At 60.2% G+C, this 23,114-nt stretch carries 18 protein-coding genes and 1 tRNA gene; 16 read left to right on the forward strand and 3 right to left on the reverse strand.

From position 1 onward, the window contains the following. Positions 1 to 28: 28 nt before the first annotated feature. The 3 genes from IHQ43_RS26495 (at position 29) to IHQ43_RS26505 (ending at position 4,161) form a co-directional block, all read left to right on the forward strand. Complete coding sequence (locus tag IHQ43_RS26495) at positions 29 to 1,300, forward strand: YeaH/YhbH family protein (RefSeq protein ID WP_192562615.1); 1,272 nt, start codon at positions 29 to 31, stop codon at positions 1,298 to 1,300. Further along, entirely contained in the window at positions 1,297 to 2,868 is a 1,572-nt protein-coding gene (locus IHQ43_RS26500; protein WP_192562616.1) for a SpoVR family protein, read from the forward strand. Before IHQ43_RS26495 ends, IHQ43_RS26500 begins: the two co-directional genes overlap by 4 nt. A 63-nt stretch (positions 2,869 to 2,931) precedes the next feature. Next, a complete protein-coding gene (locus tag IHQ43_RS26505; RefSeq protein ID WP_192562617.1) occupies positions 2,932 to 4,161 on the forward strand; it encodes a multifunctional CCA addition/repair protein in 1,230 nt (409 codons plus the stop codon). Between the two features lie 39 nt (positions 4,162 to 4,200). Here IHQ43_RS26505 and folK read toward each other — a convergent pair whose 3' ends face one another. Beyond that, positions 4,201 to 4,719, reverse strand: a complete 519-nt coding sequence (gene folK, locus IHQ43_RS26510) for a 2-amino-4-hydroxy-6-hydroxymethyldihydropteridine diphosphokinase (protein ID WP_192562618.1) — start codon at positions 4,717 to 4,719, stop codon at positions 4,201 to 4,203. Then, positions 4,710 to 5,066, reverse strand: coding sequence for a dihydroneopterin aldolase (gene folB / locus IHQ43_RS26515; protein WP_011336216.1), 357 nt, complete (start codon positions 5,064 to 5,066; stop codon positions 4,710 to 4,712). Before folB ends, folK begins: the two co-directional genes overlap by 10 nt. A 74-nt stretch (positions 5,067 to 5,140) precedes the next feature. Between folB and plsY the strand changes: the two genes are divergently transcribed. After that, the gene (gene plsY, locus IHQ43_RS26520; protein WP_007959895.1) at positions 5,141 to 5,710 is read left to right on the forward strand and encodes a glycerol-3-phosphate 1-O-acyltransferase PlsY; all 570 of its coding nucleotides are present in this window, start codon (positions 5,141 to 5,143) and stop codon (positions 5,708 to 5,710) included. A gap of 23 nt (positions 5,711 to 5,733) precedes the next feature. Here the strand turns inward: plsY and tsaD are convergent, their stop codons facing one another. Next, complete coding sequence (gene tsaD, locus IHQ43_RS26525) at positions 5,734 to 6,759, reverse strand: tRNA (adenosine(37)-N6)-threonylcarbamoyltransferase complex transferase subunit TsaD (protein WP_192562619.1); 1,026 nt, start codon at positions 6,757 to 6,759, stop codon at positions 5,734 to 5,736. Between the two features lie 199 nt (positions 6,760 to 6,958). On the opposite strand from tsaD, the gene rpsU reads away from it, so the two are divergent. From rpsU to pqqB, 12 genes are all read left to right on the forward strand, one after another. Next, entirely contained in the window at positions 6,959 to 7,174 is a 216-nt protein-coding gene (rpsU, locus tag IHQ43_RS26530; protein ID WP_002551877.1) for a 30S ribosomal protein S21, read from the forward strand. 480 nt (positions 7,175 to 7,654) lie between these two features. Continuing rightward, on the forward strand, positions 7,655 to 9,622 hold the full coding sequence (gene dnaG / locus IHQ43_RS26535; RefSeq protein WP_192562620.1) for a DNA primase: 1,968 nt from the start codon (positions 7,655 to 7,657) through the stop codon (positions 9,620 to 9,622). Positions 9,623 to 9,689: 67 nt separating this feature from the next. After that, positions 9,690 to 11,537 carry an RNA polymerase sigma factor RpoD gene (rpoD, locus tag IHQ43_RS26540; protein ID WP_011336219.1) on the forward strand — a complete coding sequence of 616 codons (1,848 nt, stop codon included), beginning with the start codon at positions 9,690 to 9,692 and terminating at the stop codon, positions 11,535 to 11,537. Between the two features lie 125 nt (positions 11,538 to 11,662). Next, positions 11,663 to 15,409 carry a bifunctional diguanylate cyclase/phosphodiesterase gene (locus IHQ43_RS26545; RefSeq protein WP_192562621.1) on the forward strand — a complete coding sequence of 1,249 codons (3,747 nt, stop codon included), beginning with the start codon at positions 11,663 to 11,665 and terminating at the stop codon, positions 15,407 to 15,409. Positions 15,410 to 15,424: 15 nt separating this feature from the next. Further along, a tRNA-Ile gene (locus tag IHQ43_RS26550) sits at positions 15,425 to 15,501 on the forward strand. Positions 15,502 to 15,819: 318 nt separating this feature from the next. Further along, complete coding sequence (locus IHQ43_RS29640; RefSeq protein WP_244142229.1) at positions 15,820 to 16,011, forward strand: hypothetical protein; 192 nt, start codon at positions 15,820 to 15,822, stop codon at positions 16,009 to 16,011. Positions 16,012 to 16,321: 310 nt separating this feature from the next. Further along, positions 16,322 to 16,783, forward strand: coding sequence for an Lrp/AsnC family transcriptional regulator (locus tag IHQ43_RS26560; protein WP_192562622.1), 462 nt, complete (start codon positions 16,322 to 16,324; stop codon positions 16,781 to 16,783). A gap of 146 nt (positions 16,784 to 16,929) precedes the next feature. Continuing rightward, entirely contained in the window at positions 16,930 to 18,612 is a 1,683-nt protein-coding gene (locus IHQ43_RS26565; protein ID WP_192562623.1) for a flavin monoamine oxidase family protein, read from the forward strand. Positions 18,613 to 18,624: 12 nt separating this feature from the next. Next, positions 18,625 to 19,419 carry a carbon-nitrogen hydrolase family protein gene (locus IHQ43_RS26570; RefSeq protein WP_192562624.1) on the forward strand — a complete coding sequence of 265 codons (795 nt, stop codon included), beginning with the start codon at positions 18,625 to 18,627 and terminating at the stop codon, positions 19,417 to 19,419. Between the two features lie 38 nt (positions 19,420 to 19,457). Next, positions 19,458 to 21,884 (forward strand): pyrroloquinoline quinone biosynthesis protein PqqF, encoded by a 2,427-nt coding sequence (gene pqqF / locus IHQ43_RS26575; RefSeq protein WP_192562625.1) that lies wholly within the window; start codon positions 19,458 to 19,460, stop codon positions 21,882 to 21,884. Positions 21,885 to 22,043: 159 nt separating this feature from the next. Beyond that, entirely contained in the window at positions 22,044 to 22,118 is a 75-nt protein-coding gene (pqqA, locus tag IHQ43_RS26580) for a pyrroloquinoline quinone precursor peptide PqqA (RefSeq protein ID WP_003444522.1), read from the forward strand. An 84-nt stretch (positions 22,119 to 22,202) separates the two neighbouring features. After that, positions 22,203 to 23,114: a pyrroloquinoline quinone biosynthesis protein PqqB gene (gene pqqB / locus IHQ43_RS26585; RefSeq protein ID WP_007959878.1), complete on the forward strand. Its 912-nt coding sequence runs from the start codon at positions 22,203 to 22,205 to the stop codon at positions 23,112 to 23,114.

The raw sequence follows: 23,114 nt of genomic DNA on the forward strand, positions 1-23,114 counted from the left end.
TACGACTTGAAGCTCCCCGGAGGGGCCTATGAGCTATGTGATCGACCGACGTCTCAATGGCAAGAACAAGAGCACGGTGAACCGTCAGCGCTTCCTGCGGCGTTACCGTGACCACATCAAGAAGGCTGTCGAAGAGGCGGTCAGCCGGCGTTCCATCACCGATATGGAGCACGGCGAGCAGATCAGCATTCCCGGTCGCGATATCGATGAACCGGTGCTTCACCATGGTCGCGGCGGCAAGCAGACCGTGGTTCACCCCGGCAACAAGGAATTCACCGCAGGTGAACACATCGCCCGTCCGCCGGGCGGCGGTGGTGGTCGTGGACCTGGAAAGGCAGGCAACTCCGGCGAAGGCATGGACGAGTTCGTCTTCCAGATCACCCAGGAAGAATTCCTCGAATTCATGTTCGAGGATCTCGAATTGCCCAACCTGGTCAAGCGCAACCTGACCGGCACGGACACTTTCAAGACCGTACGCGCGGGGATCAGCAACGAGGGCAACCCGTCGCGGATCAACATCATCCGTACCCTTCGTTCCGCCCACGCAAGACGTATTGCCCTGTCGGGCAGCAGTCGCGCGAAACTACGCGAGGTCAAAGAGGAGCTGGCGCGACTGAAACGCGAAGAACCGGATAACTTCGGCGATATTCAGGAACTCGAGGCCGAAATCGAGAAACTCAGTGCACGCATCCACCGGGTGCCCTTCCTCGATACCTTCGACCTCAAGTACAACCTGCTGATCAAGCAGCCGAACCCCAGCTCGAAAGCCGTGATGTTCTGCCTGATGGACGTTTCCGGCTCCATGACCCAGGCGACCAAGGACATCGCCAAACGGTTTTTCATCCTGTTGTACCTGTTCCTCAAGCGGAACTACGACAAAATCGACGTGGTGTTCATCCGCCACCACACCAGTGCCCGGGAAGTGGACGAAGAGGAGTTTTTCTATTCCCGCGAGACCGGCGGCACCATCGTTTCCAGCGCCCTGAAACTGATGCAGGAGATCATGGCCGAGCGCTATCCGAGCAATGAATGGAACATCTACGCCGCCCAGGCTTCCGACGGCGACAACTGGAACGACGACTCGCCGATCTGCCGCGACATCCTGATCAACCAGATCATGCCGTTCGTGCAGTACTACACTTACGTGGAGATCACCCCGCGCGAACATCAGGCCCTGTGGTACGAGTACGAGCGCATCGCCGAAGCTTTTTCCGACACTTTTGCCCAGCAGCAACTGGTCTCGGCCGGGGATATCTATCCGGTCTTCCGTGAACTCTTCCAGCGCAGGTTAGCGACATGACCGCCAAGACCGCCAAAGAGCAGAAGCGCCAACCCATTTCCACCGGCTCGGAATGGACATTCGAGCTGATCCAGACGTACGACCGCGAAATCGCCCGTATCGCGGCCGGCTATGCCCTGGATACCTACCCCAACCAGATCGAAGTGATCACCGCCGAACAAATGATGGACGCCTACGCTTCGGTCGGCATGCCGCTGGGCTATCACCATTGGTCCTACGGCAAACACTTCCTCAGCACCGAGAAATCCTACAGCCGCGGGCAGATGGGGCTGGCGTACGAGATCGTGATCAACTCGGACCCGTGCATCGCGTACCTGATGGAAGAAAACACCATCTGCATGCAGGCACTGGTGGTTGCGCACGCGTGCTATGGCCACAACAGCTTCTTCAAGGGCAACTACCTGTTTCGCACCTGGACCGACGCCAGCTCGATCATCGACTACCTGGTGTTCGCCAAGCAGTACATCATGCAGTGCGAGGAGCGCCACGGGATTGATGCCGTGGAGGATCTGCTGGACTCCTGCCACGCCCTGATGAACTACGGTGTCGACCGCTACAAACGTCCGTACCCGATTTCCGCCGAGGAAGAGCGACGTCGGCAGAAGGATCGCGAAGAACACCTGCAGAAGCAGATCAACGACCTGTGGCGCACCATTCCCAAAGGCGCTGACAAGTACAGCGACAAGGACAACGCACGCTTCCCGGCCGAACCGCAGGAGAACATCCTGTATTTCATCGAGAAACACGCCCCGCTACTGGAGCCCTGGCAACGGGAGATCGTGCGGATCGTGCGCAAGATCGCCCAGTATTTCTATCCACAGCGCCAGACCCAGGTGATGAACGAAGGCTGGGCGACGTTCTGGCACTACACGTTGATGAACGACCTGTACGACGAAGGCCTGGTGACCGACGGCTTCATGATGGAGTTCCTGACGTCCCACACCAGCGTGGTGTTCCAGCCGGGGTTCGACAGCCCTTATTACAACGGCATCAACCCGTATGCGCTGGGCTTTGCGATGTATCGCGACATCAGGCGCATGTGCGAAGAACCCACGGAGGAAGACCGCCGCTGGTTCCCGGAAATCGCCGGCAGCGACTGGCTGTCGACCATCAAGTTCGCCATGAGCAGCTTCAAGGATGAGAGTTTCATCCTGCAGTACCTGTCACCCAAGGTGATCCGCGACCTCAAGCTGTTCAGCATTCTCGATGATGATCAGAAGGACGACCTGCTGGTGCCCGCGATCCATGACGAGGGCGGCTACCGGATCATTCGCGAAACGCTCGCAGCGCAATACAACCTGGGCAACCGCGAACCGAACGTGCAGATCTACAGCATCGACCGCCGCGGCGATCGCTCGCTGACCCTGCGCCACCAGCAACACGACCGCAAACCGCTGGGCGATTCCACCGAGGAGGTCCTAAAACACCTGCACCGGCTGTGGGGCTTCGACATTCATCTGGAGACCCTGCAGGGCGACCAGATCATGAAGACCCATCATGTTCCGCCCCGCAGCGAACACAACGAGGGGGATTACGGTCGACTCGACCTGGCCGTCATTCATCTTTGATCCCGTTCAGGCCTCCGAAAGTCCGGCGCAAGGGTTATCCTGTCGGGCCAACGGAGGTTTTTTATGCAGATTTACAAGGTCGGCGGTGCAGTTCGTGATCGCCTGCTGGGCAAACCGGTCACCGATATCGACTGGGTGGTGGTCGGCGCGACTACGGAAGAAATGCTTGCCAAGGGGTTTCGCCCGGTCGGTGCGGATTTCCCGGTTTTTCTTCACCCGAAAAGCGGCGAGGAGTACGCACTCGCCCGCACCGAGCGCAAGAGCGGTCGCGGTTACGGCGGTTTCACCTTTCACGCCAGCCCCGAGGTTACGCTTGAAGAAGACCTGATCCGCCGTGACCTTACGATCAACGCCATGGCCGAGGACGACGAGCAAAACCTGACCGACCCCTACCACGGCCAGCGCGACCTCGAAGACCGGGTTCTGCGTCACGTTTCCCCCGCGTTTGCCGAAGATCCGCTCAGGGTTCTGCGTGTTGCGCGCTTTGCCGCCCGTTACGCGGAGCTGGGTTTCAAGGTAGCGCCCGAGACCCTGGAGCTGATGCGCCAGCTCAGCGAATCGGGGGAACTGGAAGCCCTGACCGCTGAACGCAGCTGGAAAGAGATTTCCCGCGCACTGATGGAAGAACAGCCCCAAGTCTTCATTCAGGTGCTGCGCGATTGCGGCGCTTTGAAAGTGTTGATGCCTGAGGTCGATGCCTTGTTCGGCGTGCCGCAGCCGGAAGCCCATCACCCGGAAATCGACAGCGGCATTCACACACTGAGCGTGCTTGAGCAGTCAGCCCTGCACAAGCAACCGCTGACCGTGCGCTGGGCCTGCCTGCTGCACGACCTGGGCAAAGGGCTGACTCCAGAGGAGGAATGGCCGCGACACATCGCTCATGAGCACAAAGGCCTGAAGTTGATCAAAGCGGTCAACGAACGCTTCAAGGCACCGAAGGACTGTCAGGAGCTGGCCTTGCTGGTCGGTCAATATCACACCCACGGGCATCGCGCCCTGGAGTTGAAAGCTTCGACTTTGCTCGAGTTGCTGCAAAGCTTCGACGTTTACCGCCGACCACAGCGTTTCGAAGAATTTATCGTCGCCTGCGAGATGGATGCCCGAGGCCGAAAAGGACTTGAGCAGCGCAGTTATCCACAGGCGGATTACCTGCGAGGCGCGGCCGATGTGGCGCGCGGTGTGGCGGTTCAGCCGTTGCTGGAGAAGGGATTCAAAGGCCCGGAACTGGGCGAGGCGCTCAAGCGCGAACGACTCAAGGCGTTGAAGGCTTACAAGGAATCGGCGTCGTCCTGAAAACACCTGATCCGCCCTCGGGAGGGCGGATCAGACTGTTCAAGAAAGATCTGAAGGCGTGAGCTGAGTACCGCGCCACTCAAATCCGACCGGTGCCAGCACCTGATCGATCTGCGCCTCGGCCCACAATGTGGCAAAGCTTTTTCCTACACCGGGATGCACCCGATCCGGCGCAATCAAAGACAGCGGCCACAGCACAAAAGCATTCTTCAGAATTTCCGCACGAGGCAGGATCAGCCCGTCGAAGTTGCCGGCCAGATCGCCGTACAACAACACGTCGATATCCAGCGGCAAGCCCTTGCGATCCGGCGCATAGCGACCGTTGTCCGCTTCAATGAACTTCAAGCGGCGATCCAGTTCGATCAACGGCAGATCGGTCAAAGCCGCCACCACGAAGTTAAAGAACGGTCCGCTCTTGATCCCCACCGGCTGGCTTTCGAACACAGGCGAACAGCGAATATCCACCAGAAACGTGGACAAGGCATCCAGGCCGGCCTGCAAATGGGTTTCGCGCTCGATATTGCTACCGAGCCCGAGATAGACCTGAGTCAGCGACATCCGCGCTCGATCTCCACACCCACACCACCCTTGGCGGCCGGTACGGCACCTGGCTTGGTCAGCTTCAGGCGCACCCAGGTGATCTTGAATTCATTCATCAGCACTTCAACCAGACGCTCGGCGAAGGTCTCGACCAGTTGATACTGGGATTGCTCGGCAAAAGCCTGGATCCGCGTGGACACACTGGCGTAATCGAGCGCCAGGGTCAGGTCGTCACCGGCGGCAGCCGGGCGATTGTCCCAGGCGAAGCTCAAATCAAGACGCAGGCACTGTCGGATGCCGCGCTCCCAGTCGTAGGCACCGATCACGGTGTCGACTTCCAGGCCCTCGATAAACACTCTGTCCAAGCACTTTTCTCCGCTGCACGACAAGGGCGCAATGCGCCGTTAGAATCAGGGCGTCCTCGCCCGGAATAGTTAGCATGTTTTGGTTACTGGCGATCCTCGCCTACCTGCTCGGCTCTCTGTCCTTCGCCATTTTGCTCAGCCGCCTGACCGGAAATCCGGATCCGCGAATGAGTGGCTCGGGCAATGCCGGTGCCACCAACATGCTGCGCCTGGCCGGCCGCAAACTCGCGATACTGACCCTGCTGGGTGATCTGTGCAAAGGCCTGCTGCCGGTGCTGATCGCTTCGGCAATGGGCCTTTCGCTGCAGGATCAGGCGTGGATCGGCGTCTGCGCCGTGATCGGTCACCTGTTCCCGTTGTACTTCCGCTTTCGCGGCGGCAAGGGCGTCGCCACGGCGGCCGGCATGCTGCTGGGCCTGTATCCACCCGCAGCGCTGCTGGCCGTGTGCGCCTGGCTGCTGACGTTCTACCTGACCCGCACCAGCTCGCTGGCAGCGTTGATCGCCACCCCCCTGACCCTGCCGTTGCTGGCCTGGCAGGAACCGGCAGCGCTGTTGCCGATGAGCACGCTGACCCTGCTGATCGTCTGGCGCCACCGGGGCAATCTACGCGACCTGTTCGCCGGGCGCGAACGGCATTTTTAAATACCGCACATGAGCGCCGCTCATCACAGCGCCGACAGTTGCTCCATCGGCCAGCGCGCCTGCACGCTGATCGCCAGACTTTCCTGCTGACCGGCCTGCAAACGCTGGCAGCCGGCAAACGCGATCATCGCGCCGTTATCGGTGCAAAACTCGGGACGGGCATAGAACACATCGCCCTTCATGTCGCCGAGCATTTTCTCCAGCGAAACACGCAACGCCTTGTTGGCACTGACGCCGCCGGCGATCACCAGACGCTTCATGCCGGCCTGCTTCAGGGCACGCTTGCACTTGATGGTCAAAGTCTCCACCACGGCCTGCTGGAACGCCAGCGCGATGTCGCAACGGGCTTGCTCGCTGTCGTCCCCGGCACTGACGCACTGCTGCCAGGTATTGAGGGCGAAGGTCTTCAGGCCGCTGAAGCTGAAATCCAGGCCCGGGCGATCACACATCGGACGCGGGAAGGTGAAACGCCCTGCGACGCCCTTCTCTGCCAGCTTGGCGATTTCCGGTCCGCCCGGATAATTCAGGCCCATCATTTTTGCAGTCTTGTCGAAAGCTTCGCCCGCGGCATCGTCCAGCGTCTCGCCGAGCAGGCTGTATCGGCCGATGCCATCGACCTGAACCAGCTGCGTATGACCACCGGAGACCAACAAAGCGACGAACGGGAATTCCGGCGGTTTCGGCTCCAGCATTGGCGCCAGCAAGTGGCCTTCCATGTGGTGCACGCCTAGCGCCGGAATACCCCAGGCAAACGCCAGCGCCTGGGCGCATGACGCACCCACCAGCAGCGCCCCGACCAGGCCAGGACCCGCGGTGTAGGCGATGGCGTCGATCTCGGTTGGCACGCAGTCGGCCTCGGCCAGCACCTGACGAATCAGGGGCAGCATGCGCTTGACGTGATCGCGTGAGGCCAGCTCCGGCACCACGCCGCCATAGACGCGGTGCAGGTCGATCTGACTGAACAGCGCGTCGGCCAGCAGGCCGCGTTCGCTGTCGTACAAAGCGACGCCGGTTTCGTCGCAGGAAGTTTCTAATCCCAGTACTAGCATGGGTTTGCGCCTTGTTTAGGCTGAATTCGAAGGCGCGCATAATAGTCGCCGCGTGATGCCCCGACCAGCGGTTTTCGATCAGAGGCTTTGCATTCCGAGCGATGAGGGGTTAACATCCGCAACCCTTAAAAACCGACGTCTTCAAGTGCTCTTTTGCCGCGAGGATGTTGACCCCGGTAATGAATGAAGGTAGCTCTGGATGCCAGCCGTCAAAGTTAAAGAGAACGAACCCTTCGACGTAGCTCTGCGTCGTTTCAAGCGCTCCTGCGAAAAAGCCGGTGTACTGGCTGAAGTTCGTAGCCGCGAATTTTACGAGAAGCCAACTTCTGAGCGTAAGCGCAAGGCAGCTGCTGCTGTTAAGCGTCACGCCAAGAAAGTTCAGCGCGAACAGCGCCGCGCCGTTCGTCTGTACTAATACACAGACGATCGTAGCAAGCTTCTGCCAAGCCCGGCCCTCAGCCGGGCTAATGGCATTTGCGTAAAACGCTTGATGCTTCACCGTCGAAGCCGCAGATGCGACCGAGACAAACCCGCTTCACCGCGTCAGGCCTGGCTCTTTTGCCAGCGGTGCACGTCTTTTCTGACGAGCCTTTCAAGGCTACTGACGAGCACACCCACTGATTCCTCTTACGACGATCAGCCCAAGGCACCTGCTTGCGTGCCCGCTTCATGAGCTATCCGAGGCCGATTACAGGCCGTCAGCGGATTCAGCGCAACATTTTCGAATAGTCGAAGACTGATGAGTACTAACGTCAGTGGATTTTCGGCAGATACACTTCCCGACAGCGATTACGCAAACGACACCGGTCGAGCAGCCCTTTGTGCGCGCATCACTCAATGACCCGCGTCCGGCTGCCTTTCGCATCGGATCCATTACAGCGCAGACGAGAACGCCATGGCCGGGCTGATTCCCCAGAGCTTCATTGACGACCTTCTGAACCGCACCGACATCGTCGACGTGGTCAGCTCGCGCGTGCAATTGAAGAAGGCCGGCAAAAACTACACCGCCTGCTGCCCGTTCCATAAAGAGAAAACCCCGTCGTTCAGCGTCAGCCCCGACAAGCAGTTCTATTACTGCTTCGGCTGCGGCGCTGGCGGCAACGCCCTCGGCTTTCTGATGGATCACGACAACCTGGACTTCCCCCAGGCCGTCGAAGACCTCGCCAAAGCCGCCGGCATGGAAGTCCCACGCGAGGAAGGCGGTCGCTCGAGCAAACCGCGCCAGCCGACCGATTCACCGCTATATCCGTTACTGACTGCCGCAGCCGACTTTTATCGGCAGGCACTCAAGAGCCACCCGGCACGCAAGGCAGCGGTGGACTACCTCAAGGGGCGCGGCCTGACCGGCGAAATCGCCCGAGACTTCGGTCTCGGATTCGCACCGCCGGGCTGGGACAACCTGTTCAAACACTTGAGCAGCGACACCTTGCAGCAGAAAGCCATGATCGACGCCGGCCTGCTGATCGAGAACGCCGAAACCGGCAAACGCTATGACCGCTTCCGCGACCGCGTGATGTTCCCGATCCGCGACACCCGTGGACGGATTATCGCTTTCGGCGGACGGGTGCTCGGCGACGACAAGCCAAAGTACCTGAACTCGCCGGAAACTCCGGTTTTCCATAAAGGCCAGGAACTCTACGGCCTGTATGAAGCCCGCAAGAACAATCGCAACCTCGACGAAATCATCGTCGTCGAGGGCTATATGGACGTCATCGCCCTCGCCCAGCAAGGCCTGCGCAACGCTGTCGCGACACTGGGCACCGCCACCAGCGAAGAACACCTCAAACGTCTGTTTCGCGTCGTGCCGAACGTGTTGTTCTGTTTCGACGGTGACCAGGCCGGCCGCAACGCTGCCTGGCGCGCACTGGAAGCAACACTCTCCAGCCTGCAGGACGGACGCCGCGCACGCTTCCTGTTTCTGCCCGAAGGCGAAGACCCGGATACGCTGATTCGCGCCGAAGGCACTGACGCCTTCCGCGCCCGGATCAATCAGCATGCACAACCGCTGGCGGACTACTTCTTCCAGCAACTCACCGAAGAAGCCGACCCGCGCTCGCTCGAGGGCAAGGCCCATATGGCCACGCTCGCGGCACCGCTGATCGACAAGGTTCCCGGCGCCAACCTGCGCATTCTGATGCGTCAGCGCCTCACCGAAATCACCGGCCTGAGCAGCGAAAGCGTCAGTCAGCTGGCCCAGAGCGCTCCGCAGGAAGCGCCGCCAGCCTACGACCCGGGCATCGATTACGACGCCATGCCGGACTACAGCGACTACCATCAGCCGCAGGCACAGGACATGTACGTGCCGCAGCAGGAATGGACGCCAAAGAAATCCGGTGCCGGCGGCAAGAAATGGGACAAGAAACCGTGGGACAAGAATGGCAAGCGTGGCGGCGATCGAGACCAGCCCCGCACCCCACGTGTGCCGGCCGCCGTCGAACCACCGACTCTGGCCGCTCTGAGGACCTTGTTGCATCACCCTCAGCTGGCGGAAAAAGTCGAAGACGCCGGGCACTTCGCGGACGAGAACCAGACCAACGCACAACTGCTGGTGGCACTGCTCGAAGCCGTACAGAAGAATCCCAAGCTAAACTCATTTCAGTTGATCGCGCGATGGCACGGAACCGAACAGGGTCGCCTGTTAAAGGCATTGGCGGAAAAGGAATGGCTGATTGACGGAGACAACCTTGAACAACAGTTTTTCGACACCATTACTAGCTTGTCAGCCCGCCAACGCGAGCGAAATCTGGAACAACTGCTCAGGAAAGCGCGTCAAAGCGAACTGAGTGCCGAAGAGAAAAATCAACTGCGCGACCTTTTAAGTCGCAATGTTTCCGCATCAAACCCGACCTCAACTGGCGCGTGAGGTCATAGCTCAGGTATAATCCTCGGCTTGTTTTTTGCCCGCCAAGACCTTCAGTGGATAGGGTGTTATGTCCGGAAAAGCGCAACAGCAGTCTCGTATTATTGAGTTGATCAAACTGGGTCGTGAGCAGAAGTATCTGACTTACGCCGAGGTCAACGACCACCTGCCCGAGGATATTTCAGATCCGGAGCAGGTGGAAGACATCATCCGCATGATTAACGACATGGGGATCCCCGTACACGAGAGTGCTCCGGATGCGGACGCCCTTATGCTGGCCGACGCCGATACCGACGAGGCCGCTGCGGAAGAAGCAGCCGCTGCGTTGGCGGCGGTGGAGACCGATATCGGTCGCACCACTGACCCGGTGCGCATGTACATGCGTGAAATGGGTACGGTCGAGCTTCTGACTCGTGAAGGCGAAATCGAAATCGCCAAACGTATCGAAGAGGGCATCCGTGAAGTGATGAGCGCCATCGCGCACTTCCCTGGCACGGTTGACCACATTCTCTCCGAGTACACTCGCGTCACCACCGAGGGTGGTCGCCTGTCCGACGTTCTGAGCGGCTACATCGACCCGGACGACGGCATTACGCCGCCTGCCGCCGAAGTGCCGCCGCCGATCGACGCGAAGGCCGCGAAAGCGGATGACGATTCCGAGGACGATGACGCCGAAGCTTCCGATGACGAAGAAGAAGCCGAAAGCGGTCCGGATCCGGTCATTGCCGCACAGCGCTTCGGCGCCGTGGCCGACCAGATGGAAATCACCCGCAAGGCCCTGAAAAAGCACGGTCGTCACAACAAGGCGGCAATTGCCGAACTGTTGGCCCTGGCCGAGCTGTTCATGCCGATCAAACTGGTGCCGAAGCAATTCGAAGCCCTGGTCGAGCGTGTTCGCAGTGCCCTGGATCGTCTGCGTCAGCAAGAGCGCGCGATCATGCAATTGTGCGTACGTGATGCACGTATGCCGCGCGCCGACTTCCTGCGTCAGTTCCCTGGCAACGAAGTCGACGAAAGCTGGTCCGACGCCCTGGCCAAAGGCAAGAGCAAGTACGCCGAAGCCATTGCCCGCGTGCAACCGGACATCATCCGTTGCCAGCAGAAGCTGACCGCACTGGAAACCGAGACCGGTTTGACCATCGCCGAGATCAAGGACATCAACCGTCGCATGTCGATCGGTGAGGCCAAGGCCCGCCGCGCGAAGAAAGAGATGGTTGAAGCGAACTTGCGTCTGGTGATCTCCATCGCCAAGAAGTACACCAACCGTGGCCTGCAATTCCTCGATCTGATTCAGGAAGGCAACATCGGTCTGATGAAAGCGGTGGACAAGTTCGAATACCGTCGTGGTTACAAGTTCTCGACCTATGCCACCTGGTGGATCCGTCAGGCGATCACTCGCTCGATCGCCGACCAGGCTCGCACCATCCGTATTCCGGTGCACATGATCGAGACGATCAACAAGCTCAACCGTATTTCCCGGCAGATGTTGCAGGAAATGGGTCGCGAACCGACCCCGGAAGAGCTGGGTGAACGCATGGAAATGCCTGAGGACAAGATCCGCAAGGTATTGAAGATCGCCAAAGAGCCGATCTCCATGGAAACCCCGATCGGTGATGACGAAGACTCCCATCTGGGTGACTTCATCGAAGACTCGACCATGCAGTCGCCAATCGATGTCGCCACTGTTGAGAGCCTGAAAGAAGCGACCCGCGAAGTGCTGTCCGGCCTTACTGCCCGTGAAGCCAAGGTACTGCGCATGCGTTTCGGTATCGACATGAACACCGACCATACGCTCGAAGAAGTCGGCAAACAGTTTGACGTGACCCGTGAGCGGATCCGTCAGATCGAAGCCAAGGCGCTGCGCAAGCTGCGCCACCCGACGCGAAGCGAGCATCTGCGCTCCTTCCTCGACGAGTAACACCAGAACCCCCGGCCCAGGCCGGGGGTTTTGTTTTTACAGCAGATTAAATACCTCGCACCGCCCTCCCCCGCGCACAGCCCGTCTACACTCGAAACATTCCCCCGAGCCATAACGAGACCGTTATGCCCAGACTGGCGTCCGTGCTTTTTTTGCTGTCACTGATGATCTGGACCGCAACGGCTGACGCGCTGACTCTGACCGATGAAGAACGTAGCTGGCTGGCGGCTCACCCGGACTTGCGCCTGGGTGTCGATGCGTCGTGGCCACCCTTCGAGTTCCGCGACGACCAGAACCGCTATCAGGGCCTGGCAGCGGACTATATCGATGTGATTCGTCAACGCCTGGCGATCAAACTCACCCCCATCGAGCCGGTGAGCTGGACCGTAGTGCTCGAACAGGCGAAAAACGGCACGATCGACCTGCTTCCGGGCATCATGTCCACCCCGGAACGCCAGAGTTACCTGTCATTCACCCGCCCTTACCTCGACTTTCCGATCGTCATCCTCGCCCACGTCGGCGGCCCGCAGCCGCGCAAGCTCGAGGATCTCTACGGCCTGAAAATCGCCGTAGTGGAAAACTATGCACCCCATGAGCTGCTGCGCACTCATCATCCCGACCTTAACCTGGTGGCGATGCCCAACGTGAGTTCCGCATTGCAGGCCCTGGCCACCGATGAAGTGGACGCCGTGGTCGGCGACCTGGCCTCCAGCGTCTGGAGCCTGCGCCAGCTCAAGCTCGACGGCTTATACGTCAGCGGCGAGACCCCCTATCGCTACCAACTGGCGATGGGCGTCCCTCGGGACAACAAAATGCTGGTGGGGATTCTGGACAAGGTGCTGGCCGACATGTCCCCGGAGGAAGTCAGCAGCATTCAGGAACACTGGGTGGGCAACGTCCTCGATCACCGGACATTCTGGTCGGATCTGCTGGTTTACGGCTTACCGGGCCTCTCGCTTCTGGTCATCGTGCTGGCGGTCGTGATCCGCATCAACCGTCGCCTGAGTTCGGAAATCGCCCGACGCATCGACCTGGAACAGGAACTGCGCAGCAGCGAATACCACTATCGCGGACTGGTGGAGAGTCTCTCGGCCATCGCCTGGGAAGCGCGGATCAGCGACTTCACCTACAGCTATGTTTCGCCCCACGCCGAAGATCTGCTCGGCTATCCGTTATCTCATTGGCTGATTCCAGGCTTCTGGCGCAACATCATTCACCCGGCGGATCTGACTCGTGCCCAGAGTTTCTGCGATCACGAGGTGCTGGCCGGACGCGATCACAGCCTCGATTACCGGGTGATCACCGCCGACGGCCGTTGCTTGTGGGTGCGCGACATCGTCAGCCTGATCGAACACGGCCACGAACCGGTAATGCGCGGCCTGATGATCGACATCAGCGAAACCAAGCGCACTGAAGAGGCGTTGCGCCTGTCGGAACAGAAGTTCGCTTCGGTATTCCAGCAATGCCCGGACATTCTGGTCATCGCCCGGCTCTCGGACGGCTGCCTGCTGGAGGTCAACGAAGCGTTTGAAGAACAGATCGGGCTCAAGGCCGAAGAAGTGATAGGCCAGACTGCCACCGACCTCAATATCTGGGGCATTCCGGGAGTCGGTCCGGGCTTGCTCCAGCGCTTGCAGGCCGGCAGCATTCGCAACCTGGAGATGCCCTTTCGTCGCAACAATGGCCAGGTGTTTACCGGGCTGATTTCCGCCGAGCCGTTCGAACTCGACACCACACCGGCACTGGTTGTGGTCGTGCGCGACATCTCCCAGCTCAAGGAAACCCAACAGCAGCTGCAAACCTCCGAAGAAAAGTTCGCCAAGGCCTTCCACGCGTCGCCGGACGGCCTGCTGCTGTCGCGCCAGAGTGATGGCCTGTTGCTGGAGGTCAACGAAGGTTTCAGTCGCATCACCGGCTTCAACAGCGCCATGTCGGTGGATCGCTCGGCGCTGGACCTGGGTATCTGGGTCAACCTCAACGAACGCAAGCAAATGCTCGACCTGCTGCACCGCGACGGATTCGTTCGCGACTTCAGCTGCCACATCCGCCGCAGCGACGGGCAGATCCGCCTCTGCGAGGTGTCCAGTCGTCCGCTGCCGATCGGCGACGAAGACTGCATGCTGACCATCGCCCGAGACATCACCGAACGCCACCTGATGCAGGAAAAACTGCAACAGGCTGCGACCGTGTTCGAGAGCACCGCAGAAGGCGTGCTGATTACCGATACCCAGCAACACATCAGCGCGGTGAACCGGGCCTTCACCGAAATCACCGGTTACAGCGAAAGCGAAGCGCTGGGACACACCCCGCGTCTGCTGGCCTCCGGCCTGCACGACAGCGCGTTTTACGCGGCGATGTGGCATCAATTGACCGACGAAGGTCACTGGCAAGGCGAAATCTCCAACAGGCGCAAGAACGGCGAGCTGTACCCGAGCTGGCTGACCATCAGCGCCGTGCGCAACCGCGACAAGTTCATCACCCACTTCGTTGCGGTGTTCGCCGATATCTCCAGCCTCAAGCACGCCCAGGCCAAACTCGACTACCAGGCGCATCACGACCCGCTCACCGGCCTGCCGAACCGCACGCTGTTCGAAAGTCGCCTGTTGACGGCACTCAACAGCCAGCAGGAAAACGGCGGCCAGGGCGCAGTACTGTTTCTCGACCTCGACCGTTTCAAGCATATCAACGACAGCCTCGGTCACCCCGTCGGCGATTTGCTGCTCAAGGGCATCGCCGTGCGCCTCAAGGAGCAACTGCGCGATATCGACACCGTCGCGCGCCTGGGTGGCGACGAATTCATCATTCTGTTGCCGGGCCTGCAACAACCCGGTGATGCCGACAACATTGCCACCAAACTGCTGAACTGCTTTGGCGCGCCATTCCAGGCCGGTGAGCATGAGTTCTTCATCAGCGCCAGCATCGGCACCAGTCTTTACCCACGAGACGGCTGCGATGTCGCGACCCTGATCAAGAACGCGGACGCCGCGATGTACCGCTCCAAGGCCAAGGGCCGCAACCGGGTCGAAAGCTACACCCGCGACCTCACCGCCCAGGCCAGCGAGCGTGTGGCGCTGGAGCACGAACTTCGCCGGGCCATCGAGCGCGAGGAGCTGTACCTCTATTACCAACCAAAAATCAGCCTCGACGATCACAGTCTCGTCGGGGCCGAAGCCCTGATCCGCTGGCGCCACCCGAATTTCGGCGAAGTGCCGCCAGAGCACTTCATTCCGCTGGCGGAAGAGAACGGGATGATTCTGCAAATCGGCGACTGGGTGCTGGAGACCGCCTGCCGGCAAATGTTTGAGTGGGGCCAGATTTACGAATCCCTCGGCCCGCTCTCGGTGAACCTCGCCGGCGCACAACTGCGCCAGCCGAACCTGCTGGGACGCATCGAGCAACTGCTCAAGGACAACCGCCTGCGGCCGGAATTACTGCAACTGGAAATTACCGAAAACTTCATCATGAGCCAGGCCGAAGAAGCGCTGGCGGTGTTGCACCAGCTCAAGCACCTCGGCGTGCAACTGGCTATCGACGACTTCGGCACCGGTTATTCCTCGCTGAGTTATCTCAAGCGCCTGCCACTGGACATCCTCAAGATCGACCAGTCTTTCGTTCGCGGCCTGCCCGACGACCCCCACGACGCGGCAATTGTCCGCGCCATCATCGCCCTGGGTCGCAGCATGCAATTCACCGTGATCGCCGAAGGCGTGGAAACCCAGGCCCAGCAACAATTCCTCGCCGCCGAGGGCTGCGAACAGATTCAGGGCTACATCGTCAGCCTGCCACTGCCACCCGAAGAATTCGCCGCGACGTTTCTTCGCATAGCCGTATCGGATTTTTCGGATAGCACAGCCGAGAAACCGTCGCTATAATCCGCGGCCTACTGAGGGCCTATAGCTCAGTTGGTTAGAGCAGAGGACTCATAATCCTTTGGTCCACGGTTCAAGTCCGTGTGGGCCCACCAAACATGAAAAAGCCGCGCACTCGCGCGGCTTTTTTTCGCCTGTCGTTTGGCGTTTACGTTCTTCACAAGCGCAATATTCGGAAGACTACCGCAAGGTCTGTAGGTTATTTCCCAAGCTGTGTTTTCACTCGGTTTTCGGCCTTGTTGGCCTTTTCTCCGAACGAGTAATCTCCGGGCGCCGCTGTTCGCCAAGGATTACTTTCATGCTCGTGAATGCTGCGCCACTGATAAAAGAATCGAGCGGCCAACAAACATGGATCGACTTAGCTTTGCCGGACCTGCGTACGCTGGCCAGGGGGCTTCGCTCAGCCGCACCGCATGGCCTTCATCAATGCCTACGAGGCAAAGAATGACATGCTCGTGGTGGTAGATGTCAGGCACGGGCACGTCCTGTGGAACGTCATGCATGCCCCGGCAAGAGCGATGAACAAGCACCGCCAGGGCGAACTTCTCTACAAGAGATACGTTCTTCAGGACAAACAAAAAGGGGAGCCTGTTGGCTCCCCTTGAATATTTGAATCCTGATATTGGCATCCTCAGGAAATGGGATGAAGAGGTCTCACCTTACACCGATGTTGCAGCATCGCTGAGGTACCTATGCCTGCTGAAGCCCTGCAAGGCAGCAGATTTCGCGCTCTTGAGGCCATTTTTGATAAATGGCAGCAGGCAAGTCAAATCATTTGTCCGTTCTTTTGTTTCAGTAAAATCCCCCGATCCGGTGGCTGCCTAATCCCCCGCCGCTCAATCAGCGCTCACAAGCGCCTCGCGTGGCGAGCCTGTAACATGCGACCCCATTGATCCGTACCGCTGGAGCCTGCCCTTGCCCGACATCCGCCCACCCGTGCTCGATGAAATCGACCGTCAGCTGATCGCTGCCCTGCAAATCAACGCCCGCGAGAGCGTGGCGATGCTGGCCCGGCAATTGGGGATCGCCCGTACCACCGTGACTTCGCGGCTGGCGCGGCTCGAAAAGGCCAAGGTCATCACCGGCTACGGTGTACGACTGGGCCAGCGTGTAGTGGACGGCGGGTTGCAGGCCTATGTCGGGATCAAAGTGCAGCCACGCTCCGGTAAAGAGGTATTGCGCCGGTTGAGCGTGATGGCCCAGGTACAGCAATTGTGTGCGGTGAGTGGCGAATTTGATTATGTGGCGTGGCTGCGGACCGACTCCCCGGAGCAGCTCGATCAGCTTCTCGATCAGATCGGCAGCGTAGACGGTGTGGAGAAAACCACGACCTCGATCATCCTCAGCAGCAAGATTGATCGCGGGCATCCAGTCTGACCAATAGAATCGTCAGATTGCAGCACAAGCACTCAAAACGACGACACTTTGCGTCTTATTAACGTGTTCTACGCTCCCTAGAATGGCTGGCATCTTTTCCTATACTCAGACGCGCATCCCGCGTCGGGTCGCCAGCAAGGTCAGCCATGAACAAGAACAATCGCCATCCTGCAGACGGTAAGAAACCAGTCACCATTTTCGGCCCGGACTTTCCTTTCGCCTTCGACGACTGGATCGAACACCCGGCCGGTCTGGGCAGCATTCCCGAGCACAACCACGGTGCCGAAGTGGCAATCGTCGGGGCGGGTATCGCCGGTCTGGTGGCGGCTTATGAGTTGATGAAACTCGGCTTGAAACCCGTCGTTTATGAGGCTTCGAAGCTCGGCGGCCGTCTGCGCTCCCAGGCGTTCAATGGCACTGACGGCATCGTCGCCGAGCTCGGCGGCATGCGCTTCCCGGTATCGTCCACCGCGTTCTATCACTACGTCGACAAACTCGGCCTCGAGACCAAGCCCTTCCCCAACCCGCTGACGCCGGCCTCCGGCAGCACCGTGATCGACCTGGAAGGCAAAACCCATTACGCACAGAGCCTGAAGGATCTTCCTGCACTGTTCCAGGAAGTGGCGGACGCCTGGGCCGACGCGCTTGAGGCCGGCTCGCAATTCGCCGATATCCAGCAAGCGATCCGCGACCGCGATGTGCCGCGCCTCAAAGAGCTGTGGAACACCCTCGTGCCACTGTGGGACGACCGCACGTTCTACGACTTCGTCGCCACGTCGAAAGCCTTCGCCAAACTGTCGTTCCATCACCGCGAAGTGTTTGGCCAGGTCGGTTTCGGCACCGGCGGCTGGGACTCGGACTTCCCCAACTCGATGCTGGAAATCTTCCGTGTGGTGATGACCAACTGCGACGATCACCAGCACCTGGTGGTCGGCGGTGTGGAACAAGTGCCGCAGGGCATCTGGCGTCATGCGCCGGAGCGCTGCGTTCACTGGCCGCAAGGCACCACCCTCAAGTCGTTGCACCATGGCGCGCCACGCTCAGGGGTGAAGAAAATCGCCCACGCGCCTGACGGACGATTCGCTGTCACCGACAACAACGGCGACACCCGCGAATACGCGGCCGTACTGACCACTTGCCAGAGCTGGCTGCTGACTACTCAGATCGAATGCGACGAAACTCTGTTCTCGCAGAAGATGTGGATGGCGCTGGACCGCACCCGCTACATGCAATCGTCGAAGACCTTCGTGATGGTCGACCGTCCGTTCTGGAAGGACAAGGACCCGGAAACCGGCCGCGACCTGATGAGCATGACCCTCACCGATCGCCTGACCCGTGGCACTTACCTGTTCGACAACGGCGACGACAAGCCGGGCGTGATCTGCCTGTCGTACTCGTGGATGAGCGATGCGCTGAAAATGCTCCCGCATCCGGTGGAAAAACGCGTGAAGCTGGCGCTGGATGCGCTGAAGAAGATCTACCCGAAAGTCGACATCGCCGCGCGGATCATCGGTGATCCGATTACCGTGTCGTGGGAAGCCGACCCGCATTTCCTCGGTGCATTCAAGGGCGCCCTGCCCGGCCACTATCGCTACAACCAGCGCATGTACGCGCACTTCATGCAGGACGACATGCCGCCGGAGCAGCGCGGGATCTTCATCGCCGGCGACGACGTATCGTGGACGCCAGCATGGGTCGAAGGCGCGGTGCAGACGTCGCTCAACGCGGTGTGGGGAATCATGAAGCACTTCGGCGGGTCCACACATAAAGAGAACCCCGGCCCGGGTGATGTGTTCAACGACATCGGCCCGATCGCCCTGCCCGAGTAAGAGGAATCCCTGATGCGTGTAGCCCTTTACCAATGTCCACCGCTGCCACTGGAACCTGCCGCCAATCTCCAGCGCCTGCATCAACTGGCGATGGAGGCCAAAGGCGCCGACCTGCTGGTGGTGCCGGAGATGTTCCTGACCGGCTACAACATCGGCAAGGAGGCGGTCGCGACATTGGCCGAGGTCTACAACGGTGAGTGGGCGCAGCAGGTCGGACGAATAGCCAAGGCTGCCGGTCTGGCGATTCTTTACGGTTACCCTGAGCGCACTGCCGAAGGACAGATCTACAACGCCGTGCAGTTGATCGATTCGAACGGTGAACGCCTGTGCAATTACCGCAAGACGCATCTGTTCGGCGATCTGGACCGTTCGATGTTCAGCCCCGGCGATGGCGAGTTTCCCATCGTCGAGCTCAACGGCTGGAAGCTCGGTTTCCTGATCTGCTACGACCTGGAGTTCCCGGAAAACGCCCGACGCCTGGCCCTTGAGGGCGCCGAGCTGATTCTGGTGCCGACGGCGAACATGATTCCTTTCGACTTCATTGCCGATGTTTCCGTGCGCTCCCGCGCCTTCGAAAACCAGTGCTACGTGGCGTACGCCAACTACTGCAGCCACGAAGGCGACATCCATTACTGCGGGCAAAGCAGCATTGCCGCGCCGGACGGCAGCCGCATCGCCCAGGCCGGACTGGACGAAGCCTTGATCGTCGGTGAGCTGGATCGCCAGCTGATGGTCGACTCGCGCAGCGCCAACCGCTACTTCAACGACCGCCGCCCCGAACTTTACGACGCGCTCAACAAGCGCTAATCCGCTAGCATTGGCACTTCACAGTTCTGGAAGTGCCCATGCCTGCCCCGACTCACCCCCGCCCCCACACCGAAACCCTGGCCAACGGCTTGCGTGTAACTCTGCGTCACGTGCCCGGCCTGAAGCGCAGCGCCGCTGCGTTGCGGGTGAATGCCGGTAGTCACGATGTGCCGTTGGCGTGGCCGGGGCTGGCGCATTTCCTTGAGCATTTGCTGTTTCTCGGCACCGAGCGTTTTCCTGCACAGCAAGGGCTGATGGCCTACGTGCAAAGGCATGGCGGCCAGATGAATGCCAGCACTCGCGAGCGCACCACCGATTTCTTCTTTGAATTGTCGCCAGCGTCCTTCAGTGGTGGGCTGGAGCGTCTGTCAGACCTGCTCGCCCATCCGCGTATGAGTACGGACGATCAGTTGCGGGAACGGGAAGTGTTGCAGGCGGAGTTTGTCGCGTGGTCGCAGGATGCTGCGGCTCAGCAGAAAGAGGCGCTGTTCGAGGGGTTGTCAGCGGAGCATCCATTGCGCGGTTTTCATGCCGGAAACCGCGATAGCCTGCCGGTAGAACAAGCGGAGTTTCAGCAGGCACTGAAAGACTTCCACCAGCAGTTTTACCGCACCGGGCAGATGATCCTGAGTCTGGTCGGGCCGCAGAGTGCGGAAGAGCTGCGCACGCTGGCCGAACAGTTTGCCGCCGCGCTGACGGCTGGGGATAAAACTGCACAGGCGGCCCCGGCTCGTTTGATGGACACCCCACAGGCAAGTTATCAACAGGTCGGCAAGCGACGCGGCGATCTGCTGTTTGCGCTGGAGGACTTGCCGGAGTCGTCGGCCGAAGCGCTGGCGTTTCTCTGCCACTGGTTGAATAACGCCAAACCCGGTGGGTTGCTCGCGCATTTGCAAAATCAAGGTCTCGCGAATGGTTTGCAGGCCTGTGTGCAATACCAGTTTTCCGGGCAAGCCTTGCTACACCTTGAGTTCACCGCCCCCTCCGCGTCACTCGACACCATTCGAACGGAATGTATCGACTGGTTGAGCTTCTTCGCAGCGCAGCAGAACTGGCCGACACTGCGCGAGGAGTATTCGGCACAGCTTCAACGTCAGCAGCAGGTCAGCGGCGCACTGCAACGGGTGCGACTCGACAGCGAACAACTCGAAAGCGGCCTGTCCGAATCGGCCGTTACGGCGCTCAAAGTGATTCTCGGCAAAATCGGCACTGTGGATAACTTTAGCGGCCACTGGCATCTGCCCGCTGCCAACCCGTTTTTGCGTACAGCCGAACCACTGGCCAACGCCGGCCTCATCCGCGGCCAGACCAGCGCCCACCGAGGCCTGCGCACATTTGCTCAGGATCGCTCGCGCACCCGCCGCGAACGCTCGCCGATGCAATTCAGCCAGGCGCTGCCGGATAACGGTGACGCAGGTGCGGTGTATGTGCGCTGGCAGACGGAAGCAGCGGCCACGGCCGAGTTGCAAGCGAAACTGCAACGCAGTCTGCGGGAGGTGTCTGATGACGCACGTCAGGCCGGGGTCGAGTTGTCCTTCAGCGCCACGGCTGATCAGTGGCTGCTGAAACTCACTGGCCTGCAGGACACGCTGCCTGCGGTGCTGGAGCACGCGCTCAACTCTCTGACACAAGTGGGCGCAGATTCCGCTGAAAGCGAGCCGCAACCTGCGCTGATGCCGATCCGCCAACTGCTCAAGGCATTGCCCGAAAAGTGCCTGCCAGCGGTAAGTGAGTCCGATGACGCCGCGCACCTGTGGACAACTTCCCGCTGGGACGGTCTGGCTTTGGGGCTCAACCCACAAACCCAATCCGGCATGGGCCTGGCCCTGAGTCGTATCCCAGGCATCCCGGATAATCAAATTCCCGCACCTTCTGCCATCAACGCCGGATTTCGGTGGAGTCAGATCGACAGCGCGTCCAGCGAACACGCCTTGTTGCTGTTCTGCGCGACCGCCAGCCGCGAAATCGCCGACGAAGCCGCGTGGCGCCTGCTCGCGCACCTGTGTCAGACGCCGTTCTACCAACGCCTGCGCGTCGAACTGCAACTCGGTTATGCCGTGTTCAGTGGCCTGCGTCAGTTCCACGGTCAGACCGGATTGCTGTTCGGTGTGCAATCGCCCTCGGCTACCGCAGCGCAATTGCTCAATCACATTCAGCAGTTTCTCGATGGCCTGCCGGCCCTTATCGAACAACTCGATGACGCCAGCCTCACACAGCAACGCCAGACGCTTGCCGATCAGTTCGGTGAAAGCGCCCTGTCCGGCAAAGATGCGGCCGAGTTCCTGTGGCAGGCCCGTCTCGCCGGCCACTCGTCGGATTATCTGATGCAATTGCGCAACGCCATCGCTCAACTGGATCGCCCGGCATTGCTGGCCGCCGCACAACGGCTGATCCACGCCGAAGGCGGCTGGCACGGCCTGTCCAACGACTCTGCGCCAGGCGCGCCATGGCTAGCGGCAAAATGATCATTACCGGGGCTGCAAGGAGCTTTCTCAAAGATTCACGGGCCAACCCCCTGAAATTTTGAGTAACATAGCCACCTAACTATTTGGAACATCCCTGCGCTGCCGTGGACTATACCTATGGATAGCGCTATCTCACCCACCTGAAGAAGGAGTCACCCGATGGCCTGGACCAAACCTGCTTACACCGACCTGCGCATCGGCTTCGAAGTCACCATGTACTTCGCCAGCCGCTGAGTCCTGCCTCAAGCAGAACACTGCAGTGCAACGCCTCGGCTCGCCGGGGCGTTTTATTTTCAGCGTTGAAATGATGGAGCGTTCATGTTCGTCCAGATTCTGGGTTCGGCCGCCGGTGGCGGTTTTCCGCAGTGGAACTGCAACTGCGTCAATTGCGCCGGTTTTCGCGACGGCAGCCTGAATGCCCAGGCCCGTACCCAATCGTCCATCGCAATCTCCGATGACGGCGTGAACTGGGTGCTGTGCAACGCCTCGCCGGACATCCGCGCGCAGCTTCAGAGCTTCGCCCCGATGCAACCGGGCCGTGCCCTGCGTGACACCGGCATCAGCGCGATCATCCTGATGGACAGCCAGATCGACCACACCACCGGCCTGCTCAGTCTGCGCGAAGGCTGCCCGCATCAGGTCTGGTGCACGGACATGGTCCACGAAGACCTGAGCACCGGTTTCCCGCTGTTCACCATGCTCAAGCACTGGAACGGCGGGCTGGACTGGAACCGCATCGAACTCGACCAGAGCTTCACCGTCGCCGCGTGCCCGAACCTGCGCTTCACACCGCTGCCACTGCGCAGCGCCGCACCGCCCTACTCGCCGCACCGCTTCGACCCGCACCCGGGCGACAACATCGGCCTGATCGTCGAAGACCTCAGCACCGGCGGCAAACTGTTCTATGCGCCGGGCCTGGGCAAGGTCGACGCGCCGCTGCTGGAAATCATGGCCGGCAGCGACTGCGTACTGGTGGATGGCACGATGTGGGACGACGATGAAATGCAGCGCCGTGGCGTTGGCACCCGCACCGGTCGCGAAATGGGCCACCTGGCGCAGAACGGCCCCGGCGGCATGCTCGAAGTGCTGGAACAGCTTCCCGAGCAGCGCAAAGTGCTTATCCACATCAACAACACCAACCCGATTCTCGACGAAGACTCCCCGGAGCGCGCGGAACTGGTTCGGCGCAATGTTGAAGTGGCGTATGACGGCATGAGTATTGTGCTGTAG

Source organism: Pseudomonas gozinkensis (genome assembly GCF_014863585.1).
GTDB classification, from domain to species: Bacteria; Pseudomonadota; Gammaproteobacteria; order Pseudomonadales; family Pseudomonadaceae; genus Aquipseudomonas; species Aquipseudomonas gozinkensis.